Origin of the sequence: Sphaerobacter thermophilus DSM 20745, assembly GCF_000024985.1 — a bacterium.
Taxonomy (GTDB): domain Bacteria; phylum Chloroflexota; class Chloroflexia; order Thermomicrobiales; family Thermomicrobiaceae; genus Sphaerobacter; species Sphaerobacter thermophilus.
In genome coordinates this window covers 1,511,084-1,534,284 of record NC_013523.1, presented here as the reverse complement: position 1 = coordinate 1,534,284, position 23,201 = coordinate 1,511,084, and the positions used below count along the sequence as shown (strand labels likewise).

24 protein-coding genes and 1 tRNA gene are annotated in these 23,201 nt (G+C 68.1%); 16 read left to right on the top strand and 9 right to left on the bottom strand.

Annotated elements, in window-relative coordinates:
* Positions 1-10 precede the first annotated feature (10 nt).
* Both STHE_RS07025 and STHE_RS07020 read right to left on the bottom strand, forming a co-directional pair.
* On the bottom strand, positions 11-1,711 hold the full coding sequence (locus STHE_RS07025; RefSeq protein WP_012871871.1) for an ArnT family glycosyltransferase: 1,701 nt from the start codon (positions 1,709-1,711) through the stop codon (positions 11-13).
* A 31-nt stretch (positions 1,712-1,742) separates the two neighbouring features.
* Positions 1,743-2,435, bottom strand: coding sequence for a zinc metallopeptidase (locus STHE_RS07020; protein ID WP_012871870.1), 693 nt, complete (start codon positions 2,433-2,435; stop codon positions 1,743-1,745).
* A 220-nt stretch (positions 2,436-2,655) separates the two neighbouring features.
* On the opposite strand from STHE_RS07020, the gene STHE_RS07015 reads away from it, so the two are divergent.
* Positions 2,656-3,696 (top strand): polyprenyl synthetase family protein, encoded by a 1,041-nt coding sequence (locus STHE_RS07015; protein WP_012871869.1) that lies wholly within the window; start codon positions 2,656-2,658, stop codon positions 3,694-3,696.
* Positions 3,697-3,726: 30 nt separating this feature from the next.
* Here STHE_RS07015 and STHE_RS07010 read toward each other — a convergent pair whose 3' ends face one another.
* Together STHE_RS07010 and STHE_RS07005 are read right to left on the bottom strand one after the other, a co-directional pair.
* Positions 3,727-4,818, bottom strand: a complete 1,092-nt coding sequence (locus tag STHE_RS07010; RefSeq protein ID WP_012871868.1) for a DUF1786 domain-containing protein — start codon at positions 4,816-4,818, stop codon at positions 3,727-3,729.
* Between the two features lie 65 nt (positions 4,819-4,883).
* Positions 4,884-5,828: a metallophosphoesterase gene (locus STHE_RS07005; RefSeq protein ID WP_012871867.1), complete on the bottom strand. Its 945-nt coding sequence runs from the start codon at positions 5,826-5,828 to the stop codon at positions 4,884-4,886.
* A gap of 328 nt (positions 5,829-6,156) precedes the next feature.
* Here STHE_RS07005 and STHE_RS07000 point away from each other — a divergent pair, with 328 nt between their 5' ends.
* Positions 6,157-6,834: a metal-dependent transcriptional regulator gene (locus tag STHE_RS07000; RefSeq protein WP_012871866.1), complete on the top strand. Its 678-nt coding sequence runs from the start codon at positions 6,157-6,159 to the stop codon at positions 6,832-6,834.
* Entirely contained in the window at positions 6,831-8,627 is a 1,797-nt protein-coding gene (recJ, locus tag STHE_RS06995; protein WP_012871865.1) for a single-stranded-DNA-specific exonuclease RecJ, read from the top strand. Before STHE_RS07000 ends, recJ begins: the two co-directional genes overlap by 4 nt.
* A 178-nt stretch (positions 8,628-8,805) precedes the next feature.
* On the opposite strand, the gene STHE_RS06990 is transcribed toward recJ, so the two are convergent.
* Positions 8,806-9,588 (bottom strand): BtpA/SgcQ family protein, encoded by a 783-nt coding sequence (locus tag STHE_RS06990; RefSeq protein ID WP_012871864.1) that lies wholly within the window; start codon positions 9,586-9,588, stop codon positions 8,806-8,808.
* A complete protein-coding gene (locus STHE_RS06985) occupies positions 9,585-10,325 on the bottom strand; it encodes a BON domain-containing protein (RefSeq protein ID WP_012871863.1) in 741 nt (246 codons plus the stop codon). Before STHE_RS06985 ends, STHE_RS06990 begins: the two co-directional genes overlap by 4 nt.
* Before the next feature lie 108 nt (positions 10,326-10,433).
* Here STHE_RS06985 and STHE_RS06980 point away from each other — a divergent pair, with 108 nt between their 5' ends.
* The 4 genes from STHE_RS06980 to STHE_RS06965 all read left to right on the top strand — a co-directional run bounded on the left by STHE_RS06980 (position 10,434) and on the right by STHE_RS06965 (position 13,810).
* The gene (locus STHE_RS06980) at positions 10,434-10,880 is read left to right on the top strand and encodes a helix-turn-helix domain-containing protein (RefSeq protein WP_012871862.1); all 447 of its coding nucleotides are present in this window, start codon (positions 10,434-10,436) and stop codon (positions 10,878-10,880) included.
* Positions 10,877-11,356, top strand: a complete 480-nt coding sequence (locus STHE_RS06975; RefSeq protein ID WP_012871861.1) for a hypothetical protein — start codon at positions 10,877-10,879, stop codon at positions 11,354-11,356. Before STHE_RS06980 ends, STHE_RS06975 begins: the two co-directional genes overlap by 4 nt.
* Before the next feature lie 63 nt (positions 11,357-11,419).
* Complete coding sequence (gene ade, locus STHE_RS06970) at positions 11,420-13,102, top strand: adenine deaminase (RefSeq protein WP_012871860.1); 1,683 nt, start codon at positions 11,420-11,422, stop codon at positions 13,100-13,102.
* Between the two features lie 78 nt (positions 13,103-13,180).
* Positions 13,181-13,810, top strand: coding sequence for a uracil-DNA glycosylase (locus STHE_RS06965; protein ID WP_012871859.1), 630 nt, complete (start codon positions 13,181-13,183; stop codon positions 13,808-13,810).
* 16 nt (positions 13,811-13,826) lie between these two features.
* On the opposite strand, the gene STHE_RS06960 is transcribed toward STHE_RS06965, so the two are convergent.
* Positions 13,827-14,378 carry a GNAT family N-acetyltransferase gene (locus STHE_RS06960; protein WP_012871858.1) on the bottom strand — a complete coding sequence of 184 codons (552 nt, stop codon included), beginning with the start codon at positions 14,376-14,378 and terminating at the stop codon, positions 13,827-13,829.
* A gap of 687 nt (positions 14,379-15,065) precedes the next feature.
* Here STHE_RS06960 and STHE_RS06950 point away from each other — a divergent pair.
* The 7 genes from STHE_RS06950 (at position 15,066) to STHE_RS06920 (ending at position 19,844) form a co-directional block, all read left to right on the top strand.
* Positions 15,066-15,422 (top strand): ArsR/SmtB family transcription factor, encoded by a 357-nt coding sequence (locus tag STHE_RS06950; protein ID WP_012871857.1) that lies wholly within the window; start codon positions 15,066-15,068, stop codon positions 15,420-15,422.
* A gap of 142 nt (positions 15,423-15,564) precedes the next feature.
* On the top strand, positions 15,565-16,662 hold the full coding sequence (gene arsB / locus STHE_RS06945; protein WP_052295347.1) for an ACR3 family arsenite efflux transporter: 1,098 nt from the start codon (positions 15,565-15,567) through the stop codon (positions 16,660-16,662).
* Positions 16,663-16,706: 44 nt separating this feature from the next.
* Positions 16,707-16,982: a hypothetical protein gene (locus STHE_RS06940; protein ID WP_012871855.1), complete on the top strand. Its 276-nt coding sequence runs from the start codon at positions 16,707-16,709 to the stop codon at positions 16,980-16,982.
* Positions 16,983-17,413: 431 nt separating this feature from the next.
* Positions 17,414-18,226 (top strand): metalloregulator ArsR/SmtB family transcription factor, encoded by an 813-nt coding sequence (locus tag STHE_RS19615; RefSeq protein WP_012871854.1) that lies wholly within the window; start codon positions 17,414-17,416, stop codon positions 18,224-18,226.
* A gap of 21 nt (positions 18,227-18,247) precedes the next feature.
* The gene (locus STHE_RS06930; RefSeq protein ID WP_012871853.1) at positions 18,248-19,000 is read left to right on the top strand and encodes a metallophosphoesterase family protein; all 753 of its coding nucleotides are present in this window, start codon (positions 18,248-18,250) and stop codon (positions 18,998-19,000) included.
* Positions 19,001-19,116: 116 nt separating this feature from the next.
* Positions 19,117-19,191 (top strand) — tRNA-Cys (locus STHE_RS06925).
* An 89-nt stretch (positions 19,192-19,280) separates the two neighbouring features.
* Entirely contained in the window at positions 19,281-19,844 is a 564-nt protein-coding gene (locus tag STHE_RS06920; RefSeq protein WP_012871852.1) for an NUDIX hydrolase, read from the top strand.
* Here STHE_RS06920 and STHE_RS06915 read toward each other — a convergent pair.
* Together STHE_RS06915 and STHE_RS06910 are read right to left on the bottom strand one after the other, a co-directional pair.
* A complete protein-coding gene (locus STHE_RS06915) occupies positions 19,835-20,554 on the bottom strand; it encodes a type II toxin-antitoxin system HicB family antitoxin (protein WP_012871851.1) in 720 nt (239 codons plus the stop codon). The genes STHE_RS06920 and STHE_RS06915 overlap by 10 nt on opposite strands.
* A gap of 66 nt (positions 20,555-20,620) precedes the next feature.
* Entirely contained in the window at positions 20,621-21,019 is a 399-nt protein-coding gene (locus tag STHE_RS06910; RefSeq protein ID WP_012871850.1) for a DUF3224 domain-containing protein, read from the bottom strand.
* A gap of 109 nt (positions 21,020-21,128) precedes the next feature.
* Here STHE_RS06910 and STHE_RS06905 point away from each other — a divergent pair, with 109 nt between their 5' ends.
* Together STHE_RS06905 and STHE_RS19550 are read left to right on the top strand one after the other, a co-directional pair.
* Positions 21,129-22,103, top strand: a complete 975-nt coding sequence (locus tag STHE_RS06905; RefSeq protein ID WP_012871849.1) for a helix-turn-helix transcriptional regulator — start codon at positions 21,129-21,131, stop codon at positions 22,101-22,103.
* A gap of 337 nt (positions 22,104-22,440) precedes the next feature.
* Positions 22,441-23,190, top strand: a complete 750-nt coding sequence (locus tag STHE_RS19550; RefSeq protein ID WP_012871848.1) for a response regulator — start codon at positions 22,441-22,443, stop codon at positions 23,188-23,190.
* Positions 23,191-23,201: the final 11 nt, after the last annotated feature.

The following is a 23,201-nucleotide window of genomic DNA, read 5'->3' as shown; positions in this document are numbered from 1 at the left end:
AGCGGCCCCGCTACCAGTCGTACCCGAGGAAGTCCACGACCTCGGCCGGGTCGACACGCTCGTGCGGGTGGATCACCACATACCCGGAGACGACGCGCTTGTCGTAGGCGATCCCCTGTGCGTCCAGCCAGTCTTCGATCGGCAGGTCGGTCTGGTCGGTGGTGAAGACGTATGCCGGCCGCGGCGACTCGTGTACACGGGCCGTCGCGGCCGGCAGCCGGTCAATGCCGTGGCCGATGGCCAGGTCGTAGTAGTCCGCCGCCGCGATCCGCTCTTCGGTGTCGAACATGAGCGGCTTTCCTGCCCAGTGGTTCATCCAGACGGCATCCACGCCCAGTTCGTCCAGCGCCGCGACGAGTTCCTCGCTCGACGGCGGCAGGTTTCGCCAGTAGGCGGACTGCCAGACCTGCTCGGGCGGCGCAGTGACATAACCTGCCAGCGACACCACCAGGATCACCGCGCCGAGCGCCCACCCGAGTCCTCGGACCCATCGCTCTACCTGAAGGATTCCCGCTGCCAGGATGATCGGGACGACAGAAACCAGCGGGATGGCGTAGCGCCCGGTGGCGTCGAAGGTCTGGAATTGGAGCGCCAGTTCGCCGAAGGAGCTGAAGATGAAGCTGAGGGTGAGGACGCCGCAGAAGAGGAAAAGCGCGTCGATCGGCCGGCCTCGGCGCAGCGAGAGCCGTAGCCAGTCGAGGAATCCGGCGCGGCGCTGCACGACCACAACGCTGACCAGCACAGCGATCGCCGCCGCACCCAATAGTTTGAGCCAGTAGGGGATCGGCGCCCAGGCATTGGCGACTCCGAGCACACGCGGGAGGTTCACACGGAAGAAGAATTTGGCGATCTCGACGTAGTCGCCGTGCTGCCGCTCGGCGCCGATGCCGAGGAGGTGGTGGAACGTGGTGTACTCGTGGGTTCGGGCGAACTCCAGCACCGGAGCGGCGCCGACGGCGAACCCGGCGACTGCAGCAGCGATCAGGCTGGGCCGGATCAGGACGCGTTTGTCATGCAGGACGAGGATGATGACCGCGGCCGCGACATAGGTCGCGATCTGCCCGTGCAGCCAGAAGCCGAAGCCGGCGAAGACGCCCATGAGCAGGTAGCGCACCCAGCGGCGACGCGGCGGGAGCACGGAGGGGGGATACGCCTCGTCGATGGCCAGGAGCAGGATCAGGTTCCCGAGCGTCATCGCGTCGAGCAGCGGCCCCCAGAGGCGCGCCGTGGCCGAGAGGACGTACACCGGCGGAAGGGCGACGAAGGCGGTCGCGGTGACCGCTGCGCGGCTGCCGGCCACGCGGCGAGCGAGCAGGTAGACGCTGGCGGCGAAGGCAATGAACTCAATGAATGTCACCGCCTTGAACGCTGCGCGCGACATGCCGAACAGAGCGAAGAAGATAGCTCCCAGGTAAGCCTGAAGGCTGCCCATGTACGGCTGGCCGTAGAGGAACAGGGGGCGCTCCCCCTGCAGGATGTGCCGAGCCATGAGGCCGAAGGTGGCCTCATCACCGTCGATCATCCAGTTGGCCCGGGCCATGCTCCAGACGCGCAGAGCGATCCCGGCCAGCAGAAGGCCGGCCGGGATCAGGTGGCGTGTGGAGACACGGGAAATGCGGCCCGCGGGCGGGGAGGGTGCAGTCGCGTCCGCGGGAGGTCCGGCGGTGCCGGTGGTATCCCTCGGGTTCAGGGCGCCTGGTCCTTCCCGCATGCCCCGCCCGCGGTCAGTGCGTGGGGCATGGTTAGTCGCGGCGGTTCATACCGCTGACGATGCTGAGCCAGTAGAGCAACTGCATCAGGGCGGTGAGGAAACCAGCGATGTAGGTCAGCGCCGCCGCGTTGAGCACCTCACGGTTCTGCTGATACTCGGTCCGGTCGACGATGCCCATCGTCGTCAGCATCTGCAGTGCGCGGTTGCTGGCGTCGAACTCGACCGGCAGCGTGACCAGAGCGAAGAGCGTCCCAGCCGCGAAGAAGGCGATACCCAACCAGGCGAGCTGGGTCAAGCCGATCACGATCCCGGCGAGGATCATGATCCAACCGAGATTCGAGCCGAGGCTCGCTGCCGGCACCAGCAGCGAGCGGATCTGGAGCGGCAAGTAGCCTGCCTTGTGCTGCAGGGCATGTCCCGCCTCATGGGCAGCGATCCCGATTGCGGCGACCGAGCGCCCCTGGAACACCGGCGGCGAGAGCCGCAGTGCCCGCTCCCGCGGATCGTAGTGGTCGGTGAGTTCGCCGGGCACCATCTCGACCGGCACGTCGCTGAGGCCGTTCGCGTCGAGGATCGCCCGCGCCACTTCCGCGCCACTCAGGCCGCGCTGATTGGGCACCTGGCTGTACTTGGTGAACGCTCCGCGCACCCGAGCCTGCGCGAAGAGCATCAACAAGAGTGGGGGTAAGATGAACAAGAAGTACATTGGATCCACGTAAAACATAGTCGCACCCTCACTCTATGGCTTCCCGGCATGTATCATGCCGGACAACCTTGCTGAATCCGCATGGCCAATCGGGTAGGTTCGGCGGACCCACCACCCGGGTCGTGGTGGTATCGAAACGGGGTGGTGATCGCCTTCGATCATGCTATAGTATGCCCGAAGAGCGGGCCGGCGGGCAACGGGGCGGGATACGAGCTTTCATGGCGAAGGCACGCAGCAGGTGAACGACGCGATCGCCGGTATTGAGCGCGCGATGCGGCAGGTCGTCGCCGAGGCTGAAGCCGCTGCCGGCCATCGGTTCTCCGAGCGTGATCTTCCCCTCTACGGTGTCCTGCGATACCACCTGGGCTGGGCCGATCCCGACTTCCGGCCTGCCACGGCTGACGCCGGCAAGCGCATCCGGCCACTGATTTGCGTCCTTGCCTGTGCGGCCGCGGGCGGGGACCCGGACGTGGCGGTGCCGACCGCGGCCTCGATCGAGCTGCTGCACAACTTCACGTTGGTCCACGACGATGTCCAGGACGGGAGCGACCGGCGTCGCCACCGCCCGACGGTCTGGGCGCTGTGGGGGGTGGGGCAGGCGATCAATGCCGGTGACGCGCTCTTCGCGCTCAGCCAGCTCCCGCTGCTAGGCTCGCACGCGCGCGGGGTGCCGCCAGCGCGCGTGATCGGGGTCGCCCGCGAGTTCAACGCCACGGTGCTGCGCATCGTCGAGGGACAGGTGCTCGACCTTTGCTTCGAGGAGCGCTGGGAAATCCCGGTCGCTTCGTACCTGAACATGATCGAGGGCAAGACCGCCTCGCTGGTCGCCTTCGCCGCGTGGTCAGGCGCAGTGCTGGCCGGTGCTGACGCGGAGCGGGCCGAACGCTACCGCGCCTTCGGCCGGGCGCTGGGCCTCGGCTTCCAGGTGCAGGACGACCTGCTTGGGATCTGGGGCGAGGCAGAGGTGACCGGGAAACCGGCGGGCGACGACATCCGGCGCCGGAAGAAGTCGCTCCCGGTCCTCCTGCTGGCGTCGAAGGCGGACGCGGAGGACCTGAGCACGTTGCAGACGATCTACGCCGGGCCTGAGGTTGACGATGCAGCGGTGGAGACCGTGCTGCGCCTGCTCGAGAAGTACGACGTGCAGTCGGAGGTGCAGGTAGCGGTGGCCGAGTACCACGCCGAGGCGCTGCGCCTGCTGGAGGAGGCAGGCGCCACAGGGCCGGCCCGCGAGCGGCTGAATGAGCTAGCCGAGCGCCTGGCGACCCGCCGCTTCTAACCTCTCCGCACCGGGCACGGGGCGTAGCGACTAGCGCCCGTTGGCCGCGATCAGACTCTTCCCCGTGGGGTACCCTTCGCGCGCCAGGAGCGCCAACAACCCCTCGACGAGCCCGTAGGAGCCCGACAGCATCATGTCGCCGTGGGGAACAGCCTCGTAGTAGCCGAGGGAGCGGACGAGCCCACGGTTCGGGCCGGTGATGGCGACGAAGGTAATCGGCTCCAGCGTCGAGTAGTCGGGGGCAAACGCCGCTCCGTGGCCGCCCAGAGCGACGACATCGTCGTGCGTCAGGCGCCCGGTACGTAGTGCCTCGACCAGTTCCCGCAGGATGGCGGGCGTGACTCCTCTGGTATGGTGCTCGAACAGCCCCAAAACGCGTAGCCCGCGCACTGCCACAGCGAACGTGTGCAGGTTGCCGACGTTGACCAGGATCGCCCCGCCCGTCGCAGCTTCCCGCGCGACAATCGGGTCGCCCAGCGTCCCCAGGACGGCTGCGGCGCCGGTGTCCATCACCACCACGCCGGGCAGCAGCTCGCGCACCGCATGCATGCGCAGCATGTAGTGCGGAGGATCTCGGTAGACCATGCTCAGGAGATCGCCACCCCGCGCGAGCAGATCCTGCAAGAACTCGTAGCGGAACTCGCGGCCGCCCGCGTCCGGCGAGTAACCGTGGTCCTGGACCGCGACGGCGGAGAGTGACGGGAGCGGGATCTCGAACCGGGCAAGGGCCGTCTCGATGGCGCCGATATCAACATCGCCCAAGCGGATGATCTCGGCGCCGGGAGGTGGCTCGTCGCGAATCTCCACCCCCATCTCCTGAACGCGCTCCAGGTCGTTGTGCAGCGTACGCGCCGCGTGGGGAGCGGCGGTCACCGGGAGTCCGGCAGCCAGGTGCTCCTGCACCGCGGCGCTGCTGGCGCCGCCACCCATGAGCGTGCCGGCCAGATGGATCGGAATGCGGCGAGCGGTCGCCCGTCGGATGCGGCCGGCGACCACCTGCGTTTGCGACGGGAGGACCAGCTTGACGCAGTTCTCCGGAGCGCGATCGCTCTCATAGACCAGGACATCCTGCGTCCCGGCTCCGACGTCGATAGCCAGGATCCGGATCGGCTCAGCAAGCATTCCCGACCGCTCTCCGCTTTGCTTTTTGCCTGCCATCCTGCGTGATTATGCCAGCGACGACGGTACTACAGCCAGCGGACGTAGCGGCGCACGTCGTCACAGGGTGCGTCCGGGTCGGCCGGCGTGGCCGTGAAGTGGAGAATGACGACCTCGGGTGGCGCCAGGAATCGCATCCGCCAGCGGGTGACGCCGAGCCCGTTGGTCACGTACAGCAGCGATCCTCGGACCCAGTGGAAGCCCCGCTGGAGCGGCGAGTGGGGTCGGCGGTACAGGCGATCCAGGTAGAACGAGATATCGAGCGGTGTCAGCGTGGTGACCGGGGAGAGGCGGACCTGCCCGCCGTGGGTGTGGCCGGTCAGGACCACTCCCGCCGCTCCCGCAGGGAGCAGCGGAGCGATCGACGGCGCGTGGGCCAGCAGCACCAGGGGACGAGATCCGGTGACGCCACCAAGCGCCGTATCGAGATCGGCCAGCTCCAGGTAGGGGTCGTCGACGCCGGCAATGACCACGTCGTGGCCGCGTAGCCGAACGGTGGTCGAGGTGTTGCGCAGGACGCAGACGCCCTGGCGTTCCAGGAGCGCGGCGATGGCCTCGCTGTTGGCGGAGCCTCCCTTGAAGTCGTGGTTGCCGAGGACAGCGAAGGTCGGCGCGGGCCAATCGGCGAGGGGAGCGGCCGAGTCTCCGTCGCTCTGCCAGCGCGCGTGGTCGAAGTAGTCGCCACCCAGGAGGATCAGGTCGGGGCGCTCCCGGTCGATCGCAGCGCGCGCCGCGCACGCGATCCGGTAGTTGCCACGCGGCCCAGCCAGGTGGAAATCGCTGAGGAACGCCGCGCGGATCCCCTCCAGTTCCTCCGGGAGATCCGGCACGGTAACGGCGACGTGCCGGACGCGCAGCCGACGAGGTTCGATGAAGATCGCGTAGAGGAGCGCGGCGGCTCCGAGGCTACCCATCGCGCCCACAGCGATGCCGGAGCGTCGAAGGGTAGTCTGGGAGATGCGGTCGTGCGGCATGGACTGGGTCCTCCCATTCATCAAGATACCGCGGCGGTAGGCCCGCCCGCGTGCACCCCGACATCTTGCGATAGGGCGCGGCACTGCGGCAAGGTGCGCGGGCCGCTCATCACCCTGAAAGCCGTCAGATTGCGTATACTTGAACCAGGCGACCACCGCTGCCGAACGCGGTCCGATCTCCGGCGAGTGACCGTTCGCGGCCGGGATAGGCGGCGGCGCCCGTCCAGCGTGTTAGGCCGGGCCGGTGTGATCGATCCGTGCCGTGCTAGCCCGGTTTCGGCGACACCCCTCCGGCAGCGGCGTCCAGGCGAAACGGCGGTGAGAATCTGTGCGGCGACGTGACGATACCATCACCCACGCCATGGAGGACTACCTCAAGGTCATCTACAGCCTCCAGGCCGAGACCGAGGTCGTGACGACGCAGCAAATCGCTGAACGGCTCAACGTGCAGAGCCCGTCGGTGACCAACATGATCAAGCGCCTGGCGGAGCTGAATCTGGTGGAACACACCCCGTACCGTGGCGTGGTCCTGACCCCGAGTGGCGAGAAGGCCGCTCTGGAAGTCTTGCGCCACCACCGGCTCCTGGAGCTGTACCTCGCCGAGGCGCTCGGCTACTCCTGGGACGAGGTGCACGAGGAGGCCGACCGGCTCGAGCACAGCATCTCGGAGGAGCTGGAGGCACGCATCGACCGGGCGCTCGGCTATCCGACGACCGATCCACACGGGCATCCTATCCCCAGCCCGGAGGGCGAGATCAAGGAATCCGCCGACGTCAACCTCGGCGACCTGGAAGTGGGCGAGGTGGCCGTGGTCAACCGGGTCTGCGATCGCGACCCGGAGAAGCTCCGCTACTTGGGCGCCCTCGGCCTGTACCCTGCGGCTGAAGTCGAGGTCCTGGAGCGCTACCCGTTCGACGGCCCGATCCGCATCTCGCTCGGCGGCAACGAGCACATCCTGGGCCGGGAGCTGGCGCAGTCGGTTCACGTCACACGATCGCGCCGGTGACGGACCGGCTTGCCGGCACGCCGGGCTCGCCCGTCCGCGTCTCGCCTGATATCATCCACCCGGTGAACGTACACCATCAGGAGGGAAATGGCGGCGAAGCCGTGGCACGGTACCAGTGGATCGAGCCGGCTCCAGCGGACTGGGCCCACACGCTCTGCGAAGACTTCCTCCTCGGTGAGATCCTGTGGCGACGCGGGTTCCGTGACCGTGCGGCCGTTGACGCATTCCTCCGGCCGCGGCTCGACGACCTGCCTGACCCACACGCCCTGCCGGACCTCACGGCGGCGGTTTCCCTGATCCGCGACACCATCGCCGCCGGGCGGCCGATCGTGGTCTACGGGGACTATGACGCGGACGGCCTCTGCGGGACCGCGCTCCTGACACGGGCGCTCACGGCGCTCGGCGCCGAGGTGCGCACCATGGTGCCCAATCGGCTCACGGATGGCTATGGGTTGAACCTCAACGCCGCGCGCCGGATCGCGGCGGACGGCGCGGGGTTGGCGATCCTTGTGGATTGCGGCACGGGTGACGCCGAGGCGCTCCGCCTCCTCCAGGCGGCAGGAATCCCAGCAGTCGTCCTCGACCACCACCATGTCCGCGATCCCAACCTCCCAGCCGCGGCATTTGTCTCTCCAAGGCGTCCGGATTCGCAATATCCCTTCGCGGGACTGGCCGCGGCCGGGGTGACCTACCAACTGGCACGGGCACTGTTGGGGGAGGAGCGCGCCGCAGGACTGCTGCCTCTGGCTGCGCTGGCCACAGTCGCTGACGTGGTCCCGCTGGAGCGTGACAACCGGGCCATCGTCCACCACGGGCTGCGACGCTTCGCTGCCGACGCACCGCTAGGGCTGCAGGTACTGTGCGTGGACGCGGGTGTGGATGCCCGGTCGCTGACCGCCTGGCATCTCGCCTTCATCCTCGCGCCCCGCGTGAACTCCGCCGGGCGGATGGAAGACCCAACACTCGCCCTGCGGCTGCTACTGACGGAGGATCCCGCTGAGGCTCGCCGGCTGGCGCGGTATCTGTCTCGGTTGAACGCCCAACGACAACAGGCGACCGAACGAATGCTGGCCCAGGCCGAGCGGCGGCTGGCCCTCGGCACCGATGACAACGCCTCGGTCCTGCTTGTGGCCGAAGAGGGCTGGAGCGTGGGGCTGGTCGGGCTAGTGGCGAGCCGGCTGGCGGACCGGTACCAGCGCCCGGCGGTGGTGCTGGCGCGCGACGGGGAACTGAGCCGCGGCTCGGCACGCAGCATCGACGGGTTCGACATCGTTGAGGCGCTCGACGCCTGCCGGGACCTGCTGGTGGCGCACGGTGGGCACAGCCGGGCGGCGGGCCTGACCGTCGAGACCGCGCATCTCCGTACCCTTGAAGAGCGGCTGTCCAGCCTGATTGGCCGGACCTTCCCGGACGGGCTGCCGCTCCCCGCGCTGCAACTCGACGCGGAACTGCACGCGAACGAGCTGGTTCCCGAGACTGCCCGGCTGATCGAAGCGCTCGAACCGTGCGGGACCGGTAACCCGACCCCGGTCTTCTTCATTCGGGACGTCAGCGTGCAGCGCCCGCGCCTCAGTCGCGACGGAAAGCATCTCCTCTTCGACGTGGTAGCGCGTGACCACCGAATAGTGCGCCGGGTGGGGGCAGTGTCGTTCAACGGCAGTGAGCGCCTCGATGAGCTGGCAGCCCTGCGACGAGCGGACGTCGCCTTCACGCTCCGCCGCGACCATTGGAACGGTTCCGAACGCCTCTCCCTCGAAGTCGTGGATTTCCGCCCCGCCACTGCTCGCCACTAGGGCACGGCCCTGACCAGCGGGGAAACGTGATGCCGAGGGCACGTTTCCCGCAAGGCGTGCAGGCTACCTCGCCGGGATTCCAACATGAACTCCCCTCTCTCAAGGTTGGGAGAGGGGTTGGGGGTGAGGCCTTTCCCCAAGCCCGGGCGATCCTCCGTGTGACGCCCGGGCTTCTTGGTTACCGACCAAGCCCCTCAGCCAGGCGGGCGACGCGCGCGGGGTCGACGGGATTCTGCACGCGGCCGTCGCGCTTGGCCCACGTCCCGACGATGACGCCCGTGGCCACAGGGAGGAACTCTGGAATCGACTCCGGGTTGACGCCGCTCCCGACGTAGATGGGCGTCTCGGGGAGGACGCAGCGGACGCGGGCCACGTCGTCCGGGTCCGCGCTGCGGCCCGTCGCGACGCCGGTGACGATCACGGCATCCGCGAGCCCGCGCTCCACGGCGTCGAGTGCGGCTTCCTCGATCGTCTGGGGACCGAGAGGGACGCCGTGCTTGACGAGGACGTCGGCCCAAATCTCGACCGGAGCGTCAAGCAGGCGCCGATAGCGCAGCGTCTCCGCGGCGCGCCCTTCAATGATCCCCTGGTCGGTGGCGATGACGCCGGTGTGGACGTTGACGCGAATGAACTTCGCGCCGGCCGTGGCGGCGATGCCAAGTGCGGCCGCGGCGTCGTTGCGCAGCACGTTCACGCCGATCGGCAGGGGAACCTGGGTGGCGACGGCGCGCACGGCCAGCGCCATGGCCGCGATCGTGTGCGGCTCGACGCGCTCGGGGAAGAAGGGCGCATCCCCAAAATTCTCGACGATGAGGGCATCGGCGCCTCCCTCGTGGTACGCACGAGCGTCGGCGACCGCGCGCTCGATGATCTCGTCGATACTGAGTGCCACCCGCGGAGTTCCCGGCAACGGCGCGAGGTGGACAACGCCGACAAGGCGCGGCGGCCACTCGACCGTCACTCACGGACCTCCGTCATATCACGCACCTCGACCACCCCGGGGACGCGTCCGGCCACAGCCTCGGCGTTCTCGGCATCCTCCACACTCTGCACCGTGCCCTTTAGAAAGACGATGCCGTTGATGACGTTCACCTCCAACCGCAGGTCGGTCGTCAGGGCGTCCTCGCGCAGCTCGCGGAGCACATCGATCCGGATATCGTCGTCGCCACGTGCCACAAACTGGGTAATCTCATCCGTCTCGTCGTCAGGTTCGGCGTCCGCCTCGGTCGCGAGCTCGTCCATCGACGTATCCTGGAAACCGCCGACGATCCGCAGATCCTGGTAGTCGGTGCTCGGGCGCACCACTGGGTCGGTCGGTGGGAAGTAGGGCTCTCCCTCCTCGATCGCCCGCTGAAAATCATTGGCGTCGGCACCGACATCACCGGTGAAGTCGGGCTCGGTATCGGAGATGTCGTCCTCCAGCGACATGCGATCGGCGTAGCCGAATCCTTCGTCGCGGTCGGGCGCCTCGAACGCGCTGTCCGGTGAGATGACCAGCTCTTCGATCTGGTCGTCGATGCCGCGGATCCCGTCCACCATACGGGCCAGATCAATGGCAGCCTGGTGCATCTCGGTCGAAGTAACCAGACCACTGAGCCGCGCGACCCCGTTCTCAACGTCCACGCCGACGTTGATCCCAGCCTGGTCGAGGAGCATCGCGATCTGCTCTTGGAGCTGACGGTCGCTCGGTGTTGCCATGGGGAGTGCTTCCTTCCGCTATGGATCCTCCGTCGTCGCGTGTCGCAACTTGGGGACCGCACGGTGCGGTCAGGATTCCGTATTATAGGGCGAGTGAGGGGGCAGCGAATGGCTGGACCGGACCGCGCGCGAGAGCCTGAACCCGATGCGATGACGATCCACCAGCTCGCCGAGCGGAGCGGCGTGCCGGCCCGGCGAATCCGCTTCTATATCGCGCAGGGGCTGCTCCCGCCGCCGGTCGGCCGCGGGCGGGCGGCGCACTACCGGCGCGCGCACCTCGACCGGCTGCGGCAGATCCAGGTGCTGCGGGAAGCCAATCTAGGACTGGATGAGATCCGGCGCCGTCTCGGCACCCCGCCGGTGCCCTCTCGGGAGGGCACGTCCCCCGCGGTCTGGCGCCGCTGGGCAGTAGCGCCCGGAGTGGAGTTGCACGTGCGGGAGGATGTAGCCCCCGAGGCGGCGCGGGTGGCCCGCGCGCTGGCAGGAGTGGCGCGTCAACTGCTCGGCGACGATGCGGACGGGTACGGGGAAAGCGACGACGAGGTGACGACATGATGGGCCAGGCAAACGGCCGGGCGGCTGGCGGCGTGCCGGACCCGCGCGAGGAGTTGGAGCCCGTCGCGGACGTGCTGCGGGAGGCCGGTTTCTACGCCTATACCACGCTCGATTCGGAGAACCGCTGGTCGGTTGCCTGTGACACCGAGGAGGGACACGTCGACGTCCGCGTGGGCGAGGACGGCTACGAGCTGGACGTGTGGGACACGTCGCCGGGGCTCTTCATGGACGAGGAGAACGAGCGTCGCCGTGAGGCGATGGAGCGTCTGGCGCGTGTCTCGCTGCCGGCCATCGCACGGGGCTTCCTTGAGCCGAACCAGGAGGTGTGGTGGGAGGAAGCGGAGCACGGCGTCGGCGTGCGGCTACGCTACCAGCTCCCCTTTGCGCTGCGCGAGGACATCGGTCGTATCGCCAAGGAGCGCCTGGCGGAGCTGAACGAGGTCATCAGTCTGGTCGAGACGCGGCTGGTCGAGTAGCTGCGCTTCGCCTTGCTTGCGGGTCGGCGGCGTAATCCTGGTGGCGACATGAAGGGAGATCCGATGGTGGAGCGGTGGCAGCACTTCCTGGCCGTGGCGCGAGGGCAGGCTCCGGCCGACCTCCTGCTGCGCGATGCGCGGATGGTGAACGTCGCCTCCGGTGAGGTCGAACGGGTCAACGTCGCCATCACCGGCGGGCAGATCGCCGGGGTGGGGGACTACACCGAGGCCCGCGAGGTTATCGACCTCGGTGGGGAGTACCTGGCGCCCTCGTTCATCGACGCGCATGTGCACGTCGAAAGCTCGCTCCTGTGGATCGACCAGTTCGCACGGGCGGTCGTGCCGCACGGGACCGGCGCCGTCGTGACCGACCCGCACGAGATCGCCAATGTCGCCGGGGTGCCGGGCATCCGGGCGCTCATGGAGGCGTCGGAGAACCTTCCCCTTGGGGTGTTCTTCACGGTGCCGTCGTGCGTGCCGGCCAGCCCGATGGAGAGTGCCGGCGCGGTCATGACTCCGGAGGCGATCGCCGAGGCGATGACGCTGCCGCGAGTCGTCGGGCTGGGTGAGATGATGAACTTCCCCGGCGTGCTGGCCGGGGACTCGGAGATTGCCGCCATATTGTCCATCCCGGCCCCGCGACGCGACGGGCACGCACCTGGGCTGAGCGGCAAGGACCTCAACGCCTACATCGGCTCGGGCATGACCTCTGATCACGAGTCGGTGGCCCTGGAGGAGGCGCGCGAGAAGCTGCGCCGGGGCATGACCATCATGATCCGCGAAGGGTCGGGACAGAACAATCTCCTCGACCTCCTGCCGCTCGTCGATGACCGGACCTACCCTCGCTGCTGCTTCGCCAGCGACGACCGCGACGCCGGGACACTCCTCCACGACGGCCACATGGACGCGATCCTGCGCAAGGCGATCGGCGCAGGCCTCGACCCGATCCGGGCGATCCGGATGGCGACACTCACCCCGGCTGAGTACTGGCGGCTGCCCGGGTACGGGCTTGTGGCACCCGGCTACCAGGCCAACCTGGTGGTGTTCGAGCGGTTGGACGACATCCGCCCGCGGCTGGTGCTCTTCGGCGGGTCGGTGGTCGCCGTGGACGGGCGGCCGGAGTTCGAGGTCACCGCGCCGATCCCGGAGTCGCTCCTGAACACGGTCCGCGTCGGGACGCTGACGCCGGACGATCTGCGTATCCCGGCCGCGGAGGAGATGATCGCGGTGGGCGCCATCCCCGGGCAAATCGTGACCCGCAAGCTCACGGTGAAGCCCACCGTCCAGGACGGCGCGGTGGTGGCCGATGTCGAGCGCGACCTGCTGAAGCTCGTCGTGGTTGAGCGGCACCACGGGACCGGGAGGGTCGGCGTGGGTCTGGTGCACGGGTTCGGCCTGCGGCGCGGCGCGCTCGCCTCCTCGATCGCCCACGACGCGCACAACATCGTGGCCGTCGGCACTAACGATGCCGACCTGATCGCTGCGATCGAGGCGGTGGCGGCGCTCCAGGGCGGGCTCGCGGCTGTCGCTGACGGGCAGGTGCTGGAGTCGCTCGCGCTGCCGGTCGCCGGCATCTTGTCGCCGGACCCGGTCGAACAGGTCGCCGCAACCCATCACCGCCTGGAAGAGGTGGCCCGCTCGCTCGGCAGTACCGTTCCGGCGCCGTTCGGGCTCTTGTCGTTCATGGCGCTGTCGGTGATCCCGGAGGCGCGTGTGACCGACCAGGGCCTCGTGCTCGTCGGCTGACCGGGCGGGAGCGGGCGCGATCCACTGGTCCCTATCTTGCACTGCTTCGGCGGATGTCGGGTGCGAGGGGGCATCAGTATGGTCAAGGATGAAGAGATCGCCGCCCGCAGCCGCCGAATGGAGCAGATCCGCCGCGCGATGCTGGCGGCGCCTGAGTTCGCTACCTATTGCAACGAGAAGCGTCCGGTCTTCGGGGAGGGGGCGCTGACGGCCGACCTCGTACTGATCGGCGAGGCGCCCGGTGGTTGCGAGGAGCGGCTGGGGCACCCTTTCGTTGGACCGGCCGGGCAGGTCTTGACCGAGGCGCTGGCGCAGGCCGGGATCGACCGAGAGGACCTGTGGATCACCAACGTCGTCAAGTGCCGCCCGACCATGGAGGGCGTCGGTGGCCGGCTGCGCAACCGGACGCCGACCCCGGCTGAGGTCGAGTGGTTCCGCCCCTGGCTGCTGCGCGAACTGGACGTCATCGACCCGCGCGCGATCGTCTGCCTCGGCGCCACGGCCGGGAGCGCCGTGCTTCATCGTGCACTGCGCATCACGCGCGAGCGGGGGATCTGGTTCGACGGGCCGAACGGGCTTCCCACCCTCGTGACCTACCACCCGGCGTACCTGCTGCGCCGCACCCAGGACCGCGACGACCGCTTCGGCGAGTTCATCGACGACCTGCGCACGGCCGGCGAGCGTGCCGCGGTCGTGTCCACCGATTAGCCGTCTCAGATGCTGGTCAGGCCAGGGACTGCTGCTCCGGCACCGAGATGTCGACCTCGACCCGCTCCATCCCGTCGACCCAGCGGACGCGGGCGGGGAGCCCGAGGTCGCGCAAGAGATTGAGCATCCGCACGTTCTCGGGTAGGACCATGGCGTACATGGTCCGGTAGCCCCGCCGCCGCGCACCGGCTATGATAAGTCGCGTCAAGGCGAAGCCCAGTCCACGTCCCTGCCATCGGTCCTCGACGATCACCGCGTATTCCCCGCAGTCGGTGCCGGGCTCCCGATCCATACGCACCACACCGATGATCTCATCGGGGTCGTTTGGATCGAGCGCAACGTAGGCAAAGCGGTCCTGCCCGTCGAGGTGGGTAAAGTACCGTGCCCTTTCGTCGCTCAACTCGGGGACGACTCCGAAGAAGCGCAGGTAGATCGAGCGCTGGCTGAGGCGGGTGTGGAAGCGCTGGAGTGCGCGCATGTCATCGGGCTGAATGAGGCGGGCAACGACGACTGTCCCGTCGGGGAGGGTGAGGGTGGTCTGCTCGAGGTCCTTGACGTCGGTCTCCATCGGGCCGCCAATCCGGGTGCGATGCGCTGATGTGCGGCGGCGCGGCCGCGTCGGAGCGACCTCGGTCGCGCTGCTCCTAGCCTAGCGGGTGGCTGGGTGGGGCGCAAGCCCGGGGGGCGTCCCCCATGCCTACTGCCGACCGCGCGCGCCCGGCGGCGGGCCGCCGTCGCCGAACCAGAGCCTGCTGGCGCCGATCTGGCTGCCGTCCGGCCGGAGATAGCGGACCGTTACCTGGTCGTCGGGCTGCGGGGCGAGGTGACCGGCGCGAAGACGAGGCAGCACCCCCCGGCGGCGCGGCGCTCATGCACCCTGCCATCCGCCATCTCCGCGCGGATCGCCCCGCCATCCGGTCCGGCGCCGAGCCCGCCGACGCACACAGAGCACCCGCTCGCGACCATGCATCCGCCGGCCTGGTCGCGCCGCCCGGGCGGGATTTTGCCGGACGAGGCGCCCGCCGGTCGCCCCTGCGTCTCACCGGGCGGACGGATCGCTTTGACGAACAGCGAGAACAACGCACCGCTCTGCTTGACCTGGACCCCGGCAGAACAGGCCGTCCCGCGCAGGTCAGGGGCGGCGGTCACGATGTCGTACCAAGTGCGCTGGCAGCGGCGGCCACCACGGGTTGACGCCACGCTGGGGCGACGATATAATGCAACGCGGGTTGAAGTGTTGCGGGAGGACCATGCGATGGCCACGACAGCACCGTCCACCGTCCCGGCGCAGGAGCTCGCCGCGGTACTGAAGGTCCTGGCGGACCCGAGCCGACTCATGATCTTCGATCTGCTGATGCAGGGGGTCCGTTGCAACTGCGAGCTCGGCGACGCCCTCGGCATGGCACCCAACCTGATCTCACACCACCTGCGCGTGCTTCGCCGCGCCAACCTCGTCCACGCGGAGCGAGACGCCAGCGATGCGCGCTGGGTGTACTACTCGGTCAATCGGGAGGCGCTCACCGAGCTGAAGGCGGTCCTCGGCGCCTTCTTCGATCCAGCCCGCATCCCGCCGCGCCAACCCGCCTGTCCGCCGGCCCCGCGCCGCCGCTGAGGTCACGGTGAGCACCAGGGAGGAGGGTGCTTGTCCAGTAGTTCAATGGTGGCTGAACTATCGATGTGGGACGCCTAGCGTTTCACCCGTGGACATCGAGGACGGGGAGGAAAGGGTGACGAAGGACGTGACGGATACGGTGATGCCGCGCCAGGCGCGGCCAGCCAGTGTGACCGCGCAGTTGTCGGTGCTGGACCGGTCCCTGCCGCTGTGGATCTTTCTCGCGATGGCTCTCGGCCTGGGGTTAGGGCGCCTCTTCCCCGAGCTCGCCACCGTCATCGATGCCATCCAGGTCGGTGGCGTGTCGCTGCCCATCGCCGTCGGCTTGCTCTGGATGATGTATCCCGTCCTGGCGAAGGTGAAGTTCGAGAAGCTCCCGGCGGCGGCCAGCAATGGTCGGCTGCTGGTGACATCGTTGGTGCTCAACTGGGTCATCGGCCCGGCCCTCATGTTCGCCCTGGCCTGGCTGCTGCTGCCCGATCACCCGGCGTACCGCACCGGGGTGATCATCGTCGGCCTGGCCCGCTGCATCGCCATGGTGCTCATTTGGAACATGCTGGCCTGCGGCAATAATGAGTACGCCGCCGTGCTGGTCGCGCTCAACTCCGTCTTCCAGATCGTCATGTTCACGGTTCTGGGCTACGTCTATCTCAGCCTCGTGCCCGGTTGGCTCGGAGGCGAGGCGACGGTGCTCGACATCTCGATGTGGCAGATCGCGAAGAACGTCCTGATCTTCCTCGGCATCCCGCTGGTGGCCGGCTTCCTGAGCCGCCTCATTCTGGGCCACGCCAAGGGGACGGAGTGGTATGACACCCAGTTCATCCCGCGGCTTGGGCCGACGGCGATCATCGGCCTGCTGTTCACCATCGTCGTGATGTTCTCGCTCAAGGGTGACGTCATTCTGTCGCTGCCGCTGGACGTGCTGCGGATCGCGGCGCCGCTCCTGCTCTACTTTGGGATCATGTTCTTCGTGGCCTTCGGCATCTCCTATCTGCTGGGCTTTCCTTACGCCGAGACGGCGACGCTCTCGTTCACCGCGGCCAGCAACAACTTTGAGCTGGCCATCGCGGTGGCGGTTGGTGTCTTCGGCATTGCCTCCGGTGAGGCGCTGGCGGCGGTGGTTGGGCCGCTGGTGGAAGTCCCGGTCCTCATCGGGTTGGTCTACGTCTCCCTCTGGTTAGGACGCGTGTTCTACGGTCGGAAGGGAACGGGGCCGGCGGTTCCCGACGCGGCTGCGTGAGCACAAGTCTCCTTACGGGATAGAAGCGAAGGGGGTTGCGTACCATGGCTCTGCGCGAGCCGGTCATGGTGTGCGACGGCGTGCAGGGAGGCGTCTGCGTCGGCTCGAGCACCTGCTTCGTCACCGGCGCGGCGCCAACACTCGACAGCCTTCTTGAGGCGATGGACCGATGGCTCTGGCACCACCCATCCTACACGGCGCTGTCCTTCAGCCATGCCGCCGAGACGCGCTGGGAGCCGCGTGTCGGCCTCGCCGGTCCTGAGGCCACAACGGTCTACACGGGGGTGTTGCTCGTGCAGACTCAGCAAAGAAAGCGATAGCCGCGGTCTCCTCGTCCCGCGGCGTGATCTCGTCGCGCCGGCCGGCTGACGGGGTCTTGACGGGCTCCATCGGCGCCTGGTCCGCTCCCAGGCGGCAGGGTACTCCGCTACTTAGCATGGCGGAGCTGGGTACCGCGTACCCAGCTGCGTCGTGATCGCGGATATGCCAGAGCCGGTTGGGTCGATCAGAGGACCCGCGTCCCAACCGATGTGGCGATGGCGTTGGCGGCGTCGGTGGACGCGACGAAGGCGTACACGTAGCCGAGGAGGATCGCGAGACCAAAGAGCAAGACCGATCTGGGGGGCGTCAGCGCGACTCCCCTCCCTGAGGACCGGGAGACCGCCCCGATTATCGTACACCCCGGCGGGCATGTCATCAAACAGGTTTGATACAATGACATGTGATGCAAAGGGCTGCGAGGAGGTGCCCGATGCCGCGAGCGGCCATGTTGGCGTCCCCGTCCCCGGATGTCGTCCAGCTCTTCAAGGTGTTGGCCGATGAGACGCGGCTGGAGATCCTCAGGCTCCTCGCGCTGACCGACCTGCGCGTCGGCGAGATCGTGGCACACCTCGGCCTACCGCAGAACGCCGTGTCCTATCACCTCAAGCAGCTCCGCCGGCTCCGGCTGCTCCGCGATCACCGCAGCAGCGCGGATGCGCGGGATATCTACTACAGCGTCGATCTGGACCACCTCCAGGCGCTCTACGCCGCCGCGGGGACGTTCCTTCACCCCGGGATGGGGCTGGCCACGGCGCCGGCGGTAGACCATCGCGAGAGGCCCTTGCGCGTGCTGTTCCTGTGCACCCACAACAGTGCGCGCTCCCAGATGGCGGAGGCCATCACGCGGCACCTGGGCGGCGATCAGGTCGAGGTCGTCAGTGCCGGGAGCGAGCCCACCACCGTGCATCCGCTCACCGTCGAGCTCCTCGACGAGTGGGGCATCGACACGAGCCGGCTGGACGCCAAGGGTTTGGACCGGTGGGTTGGCCAGCAGTTCGACTATGTCATCACGGTCTGTGACCGCATCCGCGAGAACTGCCCGACCTTCCCCGGCGAGCCGAGGCTGATCCACTGGAGCATCCCCGACCCCGTCGAGATCGCGGAAGAGGAGCAGCGGCGCCGGGCCTTCGCGGCGGCTCGTCACGAGATCAGCACGCGCATCCGCCACCTCTTGAGCCTGCCGCACCCCGCCACGGGGCAGCGGCTCCAGATCCGAACACGGATCCCAAGCCCACCGGGCTGAGACAGCGGAGGGAGACACGCGATGCGCCTCGCGATCATAAGCGACATTCACGCCAATCTGCCGGCCCTGGAAGCCGTGCTGCACGACATCGCGGCGCAGCCGGGCATCGATCGCGTCTACTGCCTGGGCGACCTCGTCGGCTATGCCCCGTTCCCCAACGAGGTCATTGCCCGCATCCGGGCCCTCGGCATCCCCACCATCATGGGCAACTACGACGACGGCACCGGCTTTGGCCGCGACGAGTGCGGCTGCGCCTACAAAAACGCCGTGGACAAGCTGCTCGGTGACCAGTCCTTCGCCTGGACCAAGGCCAACACCGCCGAGGAGAACAAGGCGTTCCTGCGGGAGTTACTGCCGGAGATCCGCGTCGAGGCCGATGGTGTGCGCATCCTGCTGGTGCACGGCAGCCCTCGACGCATCAACGAGTATCTCTTTGAGGACCGACCACCCTCCAGCTTCCGACGGCTGGCTCAGATGGCTGATGCAGATGTCATCGCCTTCGGCCACACCCATATTCCCTACGCCAAGCTCGTGGACGGCGTCCTCTTCGTCAACGTCGGCTCCGTCGGCAAGCCCAAGGATGGCGACCCCCGTGCCTGCTACGTCCTCCTAGATGTGGCCGAGGGCACGGTGGGGGTCAAGTACCGCCGGGTCGCCTACGACGTGGCTGCCGTGGCGGAGGCGATCCGCCAGAGCGGGCTGCCCTACGGGTTCGCGGTACAACTGGAGCGCGGCGGAGTTGGGATCGATGTCTCGCCGACCCCAAGCGCATGACCGGTCTTCTCGATGCCCAACTAGCGAGCACGCTCAAGGGCTCTAGTGGTCGGCAGATGGGATTGGGTGGCCGGACAGCCGCCGCCGTGGTAGAATCGCTATGCGTACGCGTGTCTGGCGCCGTAGCCAAGTGGTAAGGCAGGAGTCTGCAAAACTCTGATTCGGCGGTTCGAATCCGCCCGGCGCCTCCACGACCGGCCTGTTGGGCCGGTTTTTTCGTGCGCGGCGTGGATCTCGCGGGGGACGTGCGGGCACAGTCCAGACCGGAAGGGAGGCGGCGGTGCAGCCAGAGACGGTGGTGCGGAGCGAGCGGCCGTTCGACGGGAAGTTGATTCGCGTGCGGGTCGATACGGTGCGGCTGCCGGACGGACGCGAGCGGCAGCGGGAGGTGGTGGAGCATCCCGGTGCGGTGGGGGTGCTCCCGGTGCTGACCGATGGCACGCTGGTGCTGGTCCGGCAGTACCGGCACGCGATCGGCCGGGCGCTGCTGGAGATCCCGGCGGGGACGCGCGAGCCCGGGGAGGATGCCGAGACGTGCGCGCGGCGTGAACTGGCGGAGGAGACGGGCTACCGAACGGAAGCGCTGTGGGAACTGGTGCGCTTCTACGTGAGTCCTGGTTGGGCGGATGAGGAGTTGATCGTCTACGTGGCGGACGACCTCCAGCCGGGTGCGATGCATCCTGCTGACGACGAGCGGCTGGAGGTCGTGCCGGTGCGTCCGGATGAAGTGCCGGGATTGATCGCGCGGGGGGAGATCGCGGACTCCAAGTCGGTCGTGGCGCTGCTGGCGTATCTCGGGCTGCGGCTCGGTGGAAAGCGGGTGGGTGACGGGCCTCAGAGTTGAGGCCCGCCCGGCCGCCGTGCCAGCTCCGCGAGGTGCTCCCACTCGTGCTCCAGTAGCCGTCGAATCCCTTGCCGAGCAGTAGACGGCCCAGATCGTCGCTGGCGCACGGTTGTGAGTTCCTCGGGCGTGGCGGCACGAAGCCGCTCGATGGCGAGCGCCCCGCTCCGGCGGAGCGCCTCGGGGAGGCTGATCTCGCCGCGCTCTGCCGCGCCCTGGATCGCGAAAAAACCGCGGGAACCGCCGAACGCGATGCTCAGGTAGCCGCCCGTGGCGCCCAGGACGTGGAGCAGGACCGCCCGGCCGGACCGCCCTCCTTCAGCAGGCGCGGCGTCGAGGTCGGCGTCAGTCTGGGTGGCGGCCCAGTCTGCCAGCGTCTCGCGCATCCACTGGAACCGCCGGATGTGGACTTCAAGCTCCTCATGCGTCATGGGCTCGAGGTCGGGTCCGAAGATGATCGATGGCGACCCGTTACCGAGCCAGATGCCCTCTGTGATGTGCTCCACCACTTCGGTCTGGAACGGGGCGTCCGGGTCGACCGGCTCGCCCTGGCGGCGGAGCGTGCCGAGGAATGCGCGGATGGCGTCCGGCGTTGCCGCAAGGGCGTCGTCGGTGGTGGGGCCGACCGCGACGCAGCCGAGCAGGTCCAGCACGTGAACCATGGTCTTGCGACGCCGGGGACCCGATTCGAGGTAGAGGCCATAGGTCGTCATCAGTGTGTCTCTCTCCTTCTGGGCTGAGGCGAGCCGCGAGGGAGCGGCTCCCGGCTCGCCAGCGACTCAGTCCAGGGTGAGGCGCAGCGTGTAGGTGGCGGGTTGGCCGTGCCGGGCCTCGAAGCTGCCCTCTCCAGTCAGGCCGCTGAGGTCGCCGGTGCCGGAACCGGGAACGACGGTCCAGGTGCCGGTCGCGACGCTGTCCCGGTACGTCCCGCTGTGCTGGAGTACGAAGCTGCCCTCCCGGTCGGCGAGCCGGCCGACGACCTGTTCGAGGCCGATGAACGTAGCGGACTCGTCATCGTGGTAGACCATCAGGTACTCGAGCGTCCCCCGGCCCTCGATGTCGCCGCGGAACACATTGGTTACCGTGGCGCGTGCCAGCTTCGAGCCGCCGTTCGCCTCGCCGAATGGGTGCTCATCCCATGAGATCGTATCGAATTGCCCGGTCGCGCTGGTACTCATGTCTGGTGCTCCTCTCGGTCGCGTTGTGTCCCCATTGCCCCGCGGGACATCCCCAGTATCGCAGGCATACCTGTCAGATCGTGGCAGGAATTGCGGTACACTTGCGAACATGCGAGCGAGCCGCCTACTGTCTCTCCTCCTGTTGCTCCAGACCCGTGGCCGGATGACGGCCAGGGAGCTGGCGGATGCCCTCGAAGTCTCGGTGCGGACGGTCTACCGGGACACTGAAGCGCTGGCGGCGGCAGGAGTGCCGATCTACGCCGACCGCGGCCCAGCCGGGGGCTACCAGTTGCTCGATGGATATCGGACCCGGTTGACGGGGCTGACGCCCGATGAGGCGGAGGCGCTGTTCCTCGCAGGGGTCCCGGGACCGGCGGCCGAGCTGGGCCTGGGCACGGTCCTTGCCACGGCGCAGCTCAAGCTGGAAGCCGCTCTCCCCGCCGAGCTGCGGGCTCGCGCCGCGCGGATCCGGGAGCGGTTCTACCTCGACGCGCCCGGCTGGTTCCACGAGGAGGAGCAGAACCCGTTTCTGGGTGCCGTCGCGGAGGCGGTCTGGGAGCAGCGTCCGATCTGGGTGCGCTACCGTCGCTGGGGCGGGGAGGTGACCCGCACACTCGAACCGCTCGGGCTGGTGCTGAAAGCGGGCGTCTGGTACCTGGTGGCGCAGGCGGGTGGGCAGCCTCGCACGTACCGCGTGTCGCGCATGCTCGAGCTGGAGCTCCAGGACGGCCGATTCGAGCGGCCGGAGGGGTTCGACCTGGCGGAGTACTGGCGGTCCTGGTCGGAGGGGTTCGCCGACCGGCTCTACCGCGACCGCGCGACGGTCCGGCTCTCGCCGCGCGGGGTGGTCCTCTTGCCCTACCTGCTCGGGCAGGGCGTCGCACGGATGGCGCTGGAGGCCGCGGGCGACCCGGATGCCACAGGGTGGGTGCAGGTCGAGATACCGATTGAGTCGGTGGAGCACGCAGTGCCCGCGTTGCTCCAGCTCGGGGCGGACGCCGAGGTCCTGGCGCCGCAGTCGCTGCGGGCGCGCATGGCGATGACCGTCGGGGCGCTCGCTCGACTTTATGAAACGAATACCTGACGGTTCGCGCGCGCCACCGTACAGCGTCCTCCATCTCCCGCCGCAACGTTTGCTCAAGACTTCCCCGTTTGCAGCCCCTTTACGAGTGTACGTACACATGCTACAATTACGGACACAGTGTACGTACGCTCTCGCAGCGCCTAGGCGTCTGCTTGCGGTGCGGAAGTACTTGTCGATCGGTACGAATGTGCCGGGTCGTATCCACCCCATTGTGCTCTTGGCCCGGGCTGGTGCGGGACTTAGAGTACGGTGGGGCACGAGATCTGGATGAAGGGACTGAATCCGGATCACGTTCTCGATTACGTCCGGCGTGCCCTTTAGCGATCGGGGGGTTACTGTGGAGCGTAGACGAGGCAGTGGGAATGGGCGTACCGTCCTGATCGTCGATGATCATCCGCTCTTTCGCCAGGGCCTGCGCCGATTGATCGAAGAGGGCGGCGCGTTCAAGGTGGTTGCCGAGGCCACAAGCGGGCACGAGGCAATCCGCGAGGCCGATATCCACCGACCCAGTATTGCCCTGATCGATATCCAGCTCCCCGGCGTCACCGGTCTCAACGTGGCGCGCATCCTGAAGAAGCAACACCCGTCAATGCACATCATCATCCTGTCGATGCACGTCGATGATGAGCGGCTGTTCGAAGCCGTCCGTGCGGGTGCGTCAGCTTTCCTGACGAAAGACATCGAGGCTCAGGAGCTGATTTCGTCGCTGGATCGCGTGGTTCAGGGGGAGCAGCTCATCAACCTTGAGGTGATGTCGCGGCCGGAGCTGGCGTGGCGGGTTCTGTCCGAGTTCCGGCAGCTCACCGGCGACGATGGCGAGGCAGGGCCAGCGTCCGACCCGAAGCGGCTGCCCCTGTCGGTCCGTGAGGTCGAGGTGCTCGACTGCGTAGCGCAGGGCCTCTCGAACAAGGAGATCGCCGAAGCGCTGTTCATCACCGAGCAGACGGTGAAGAACCACATGACGTCGGTGCTGCGGAAGCTGCAGGTGAACGACCGCGTTCAGGCAGTCCTCTGTGCCGTCCGCAACGGTTGGGTCGAGATCGGGCCGCCGAGCACCGGCGGCGGCGTCGTCAGCGCCGGGTCGTAGCCGGCTCGATC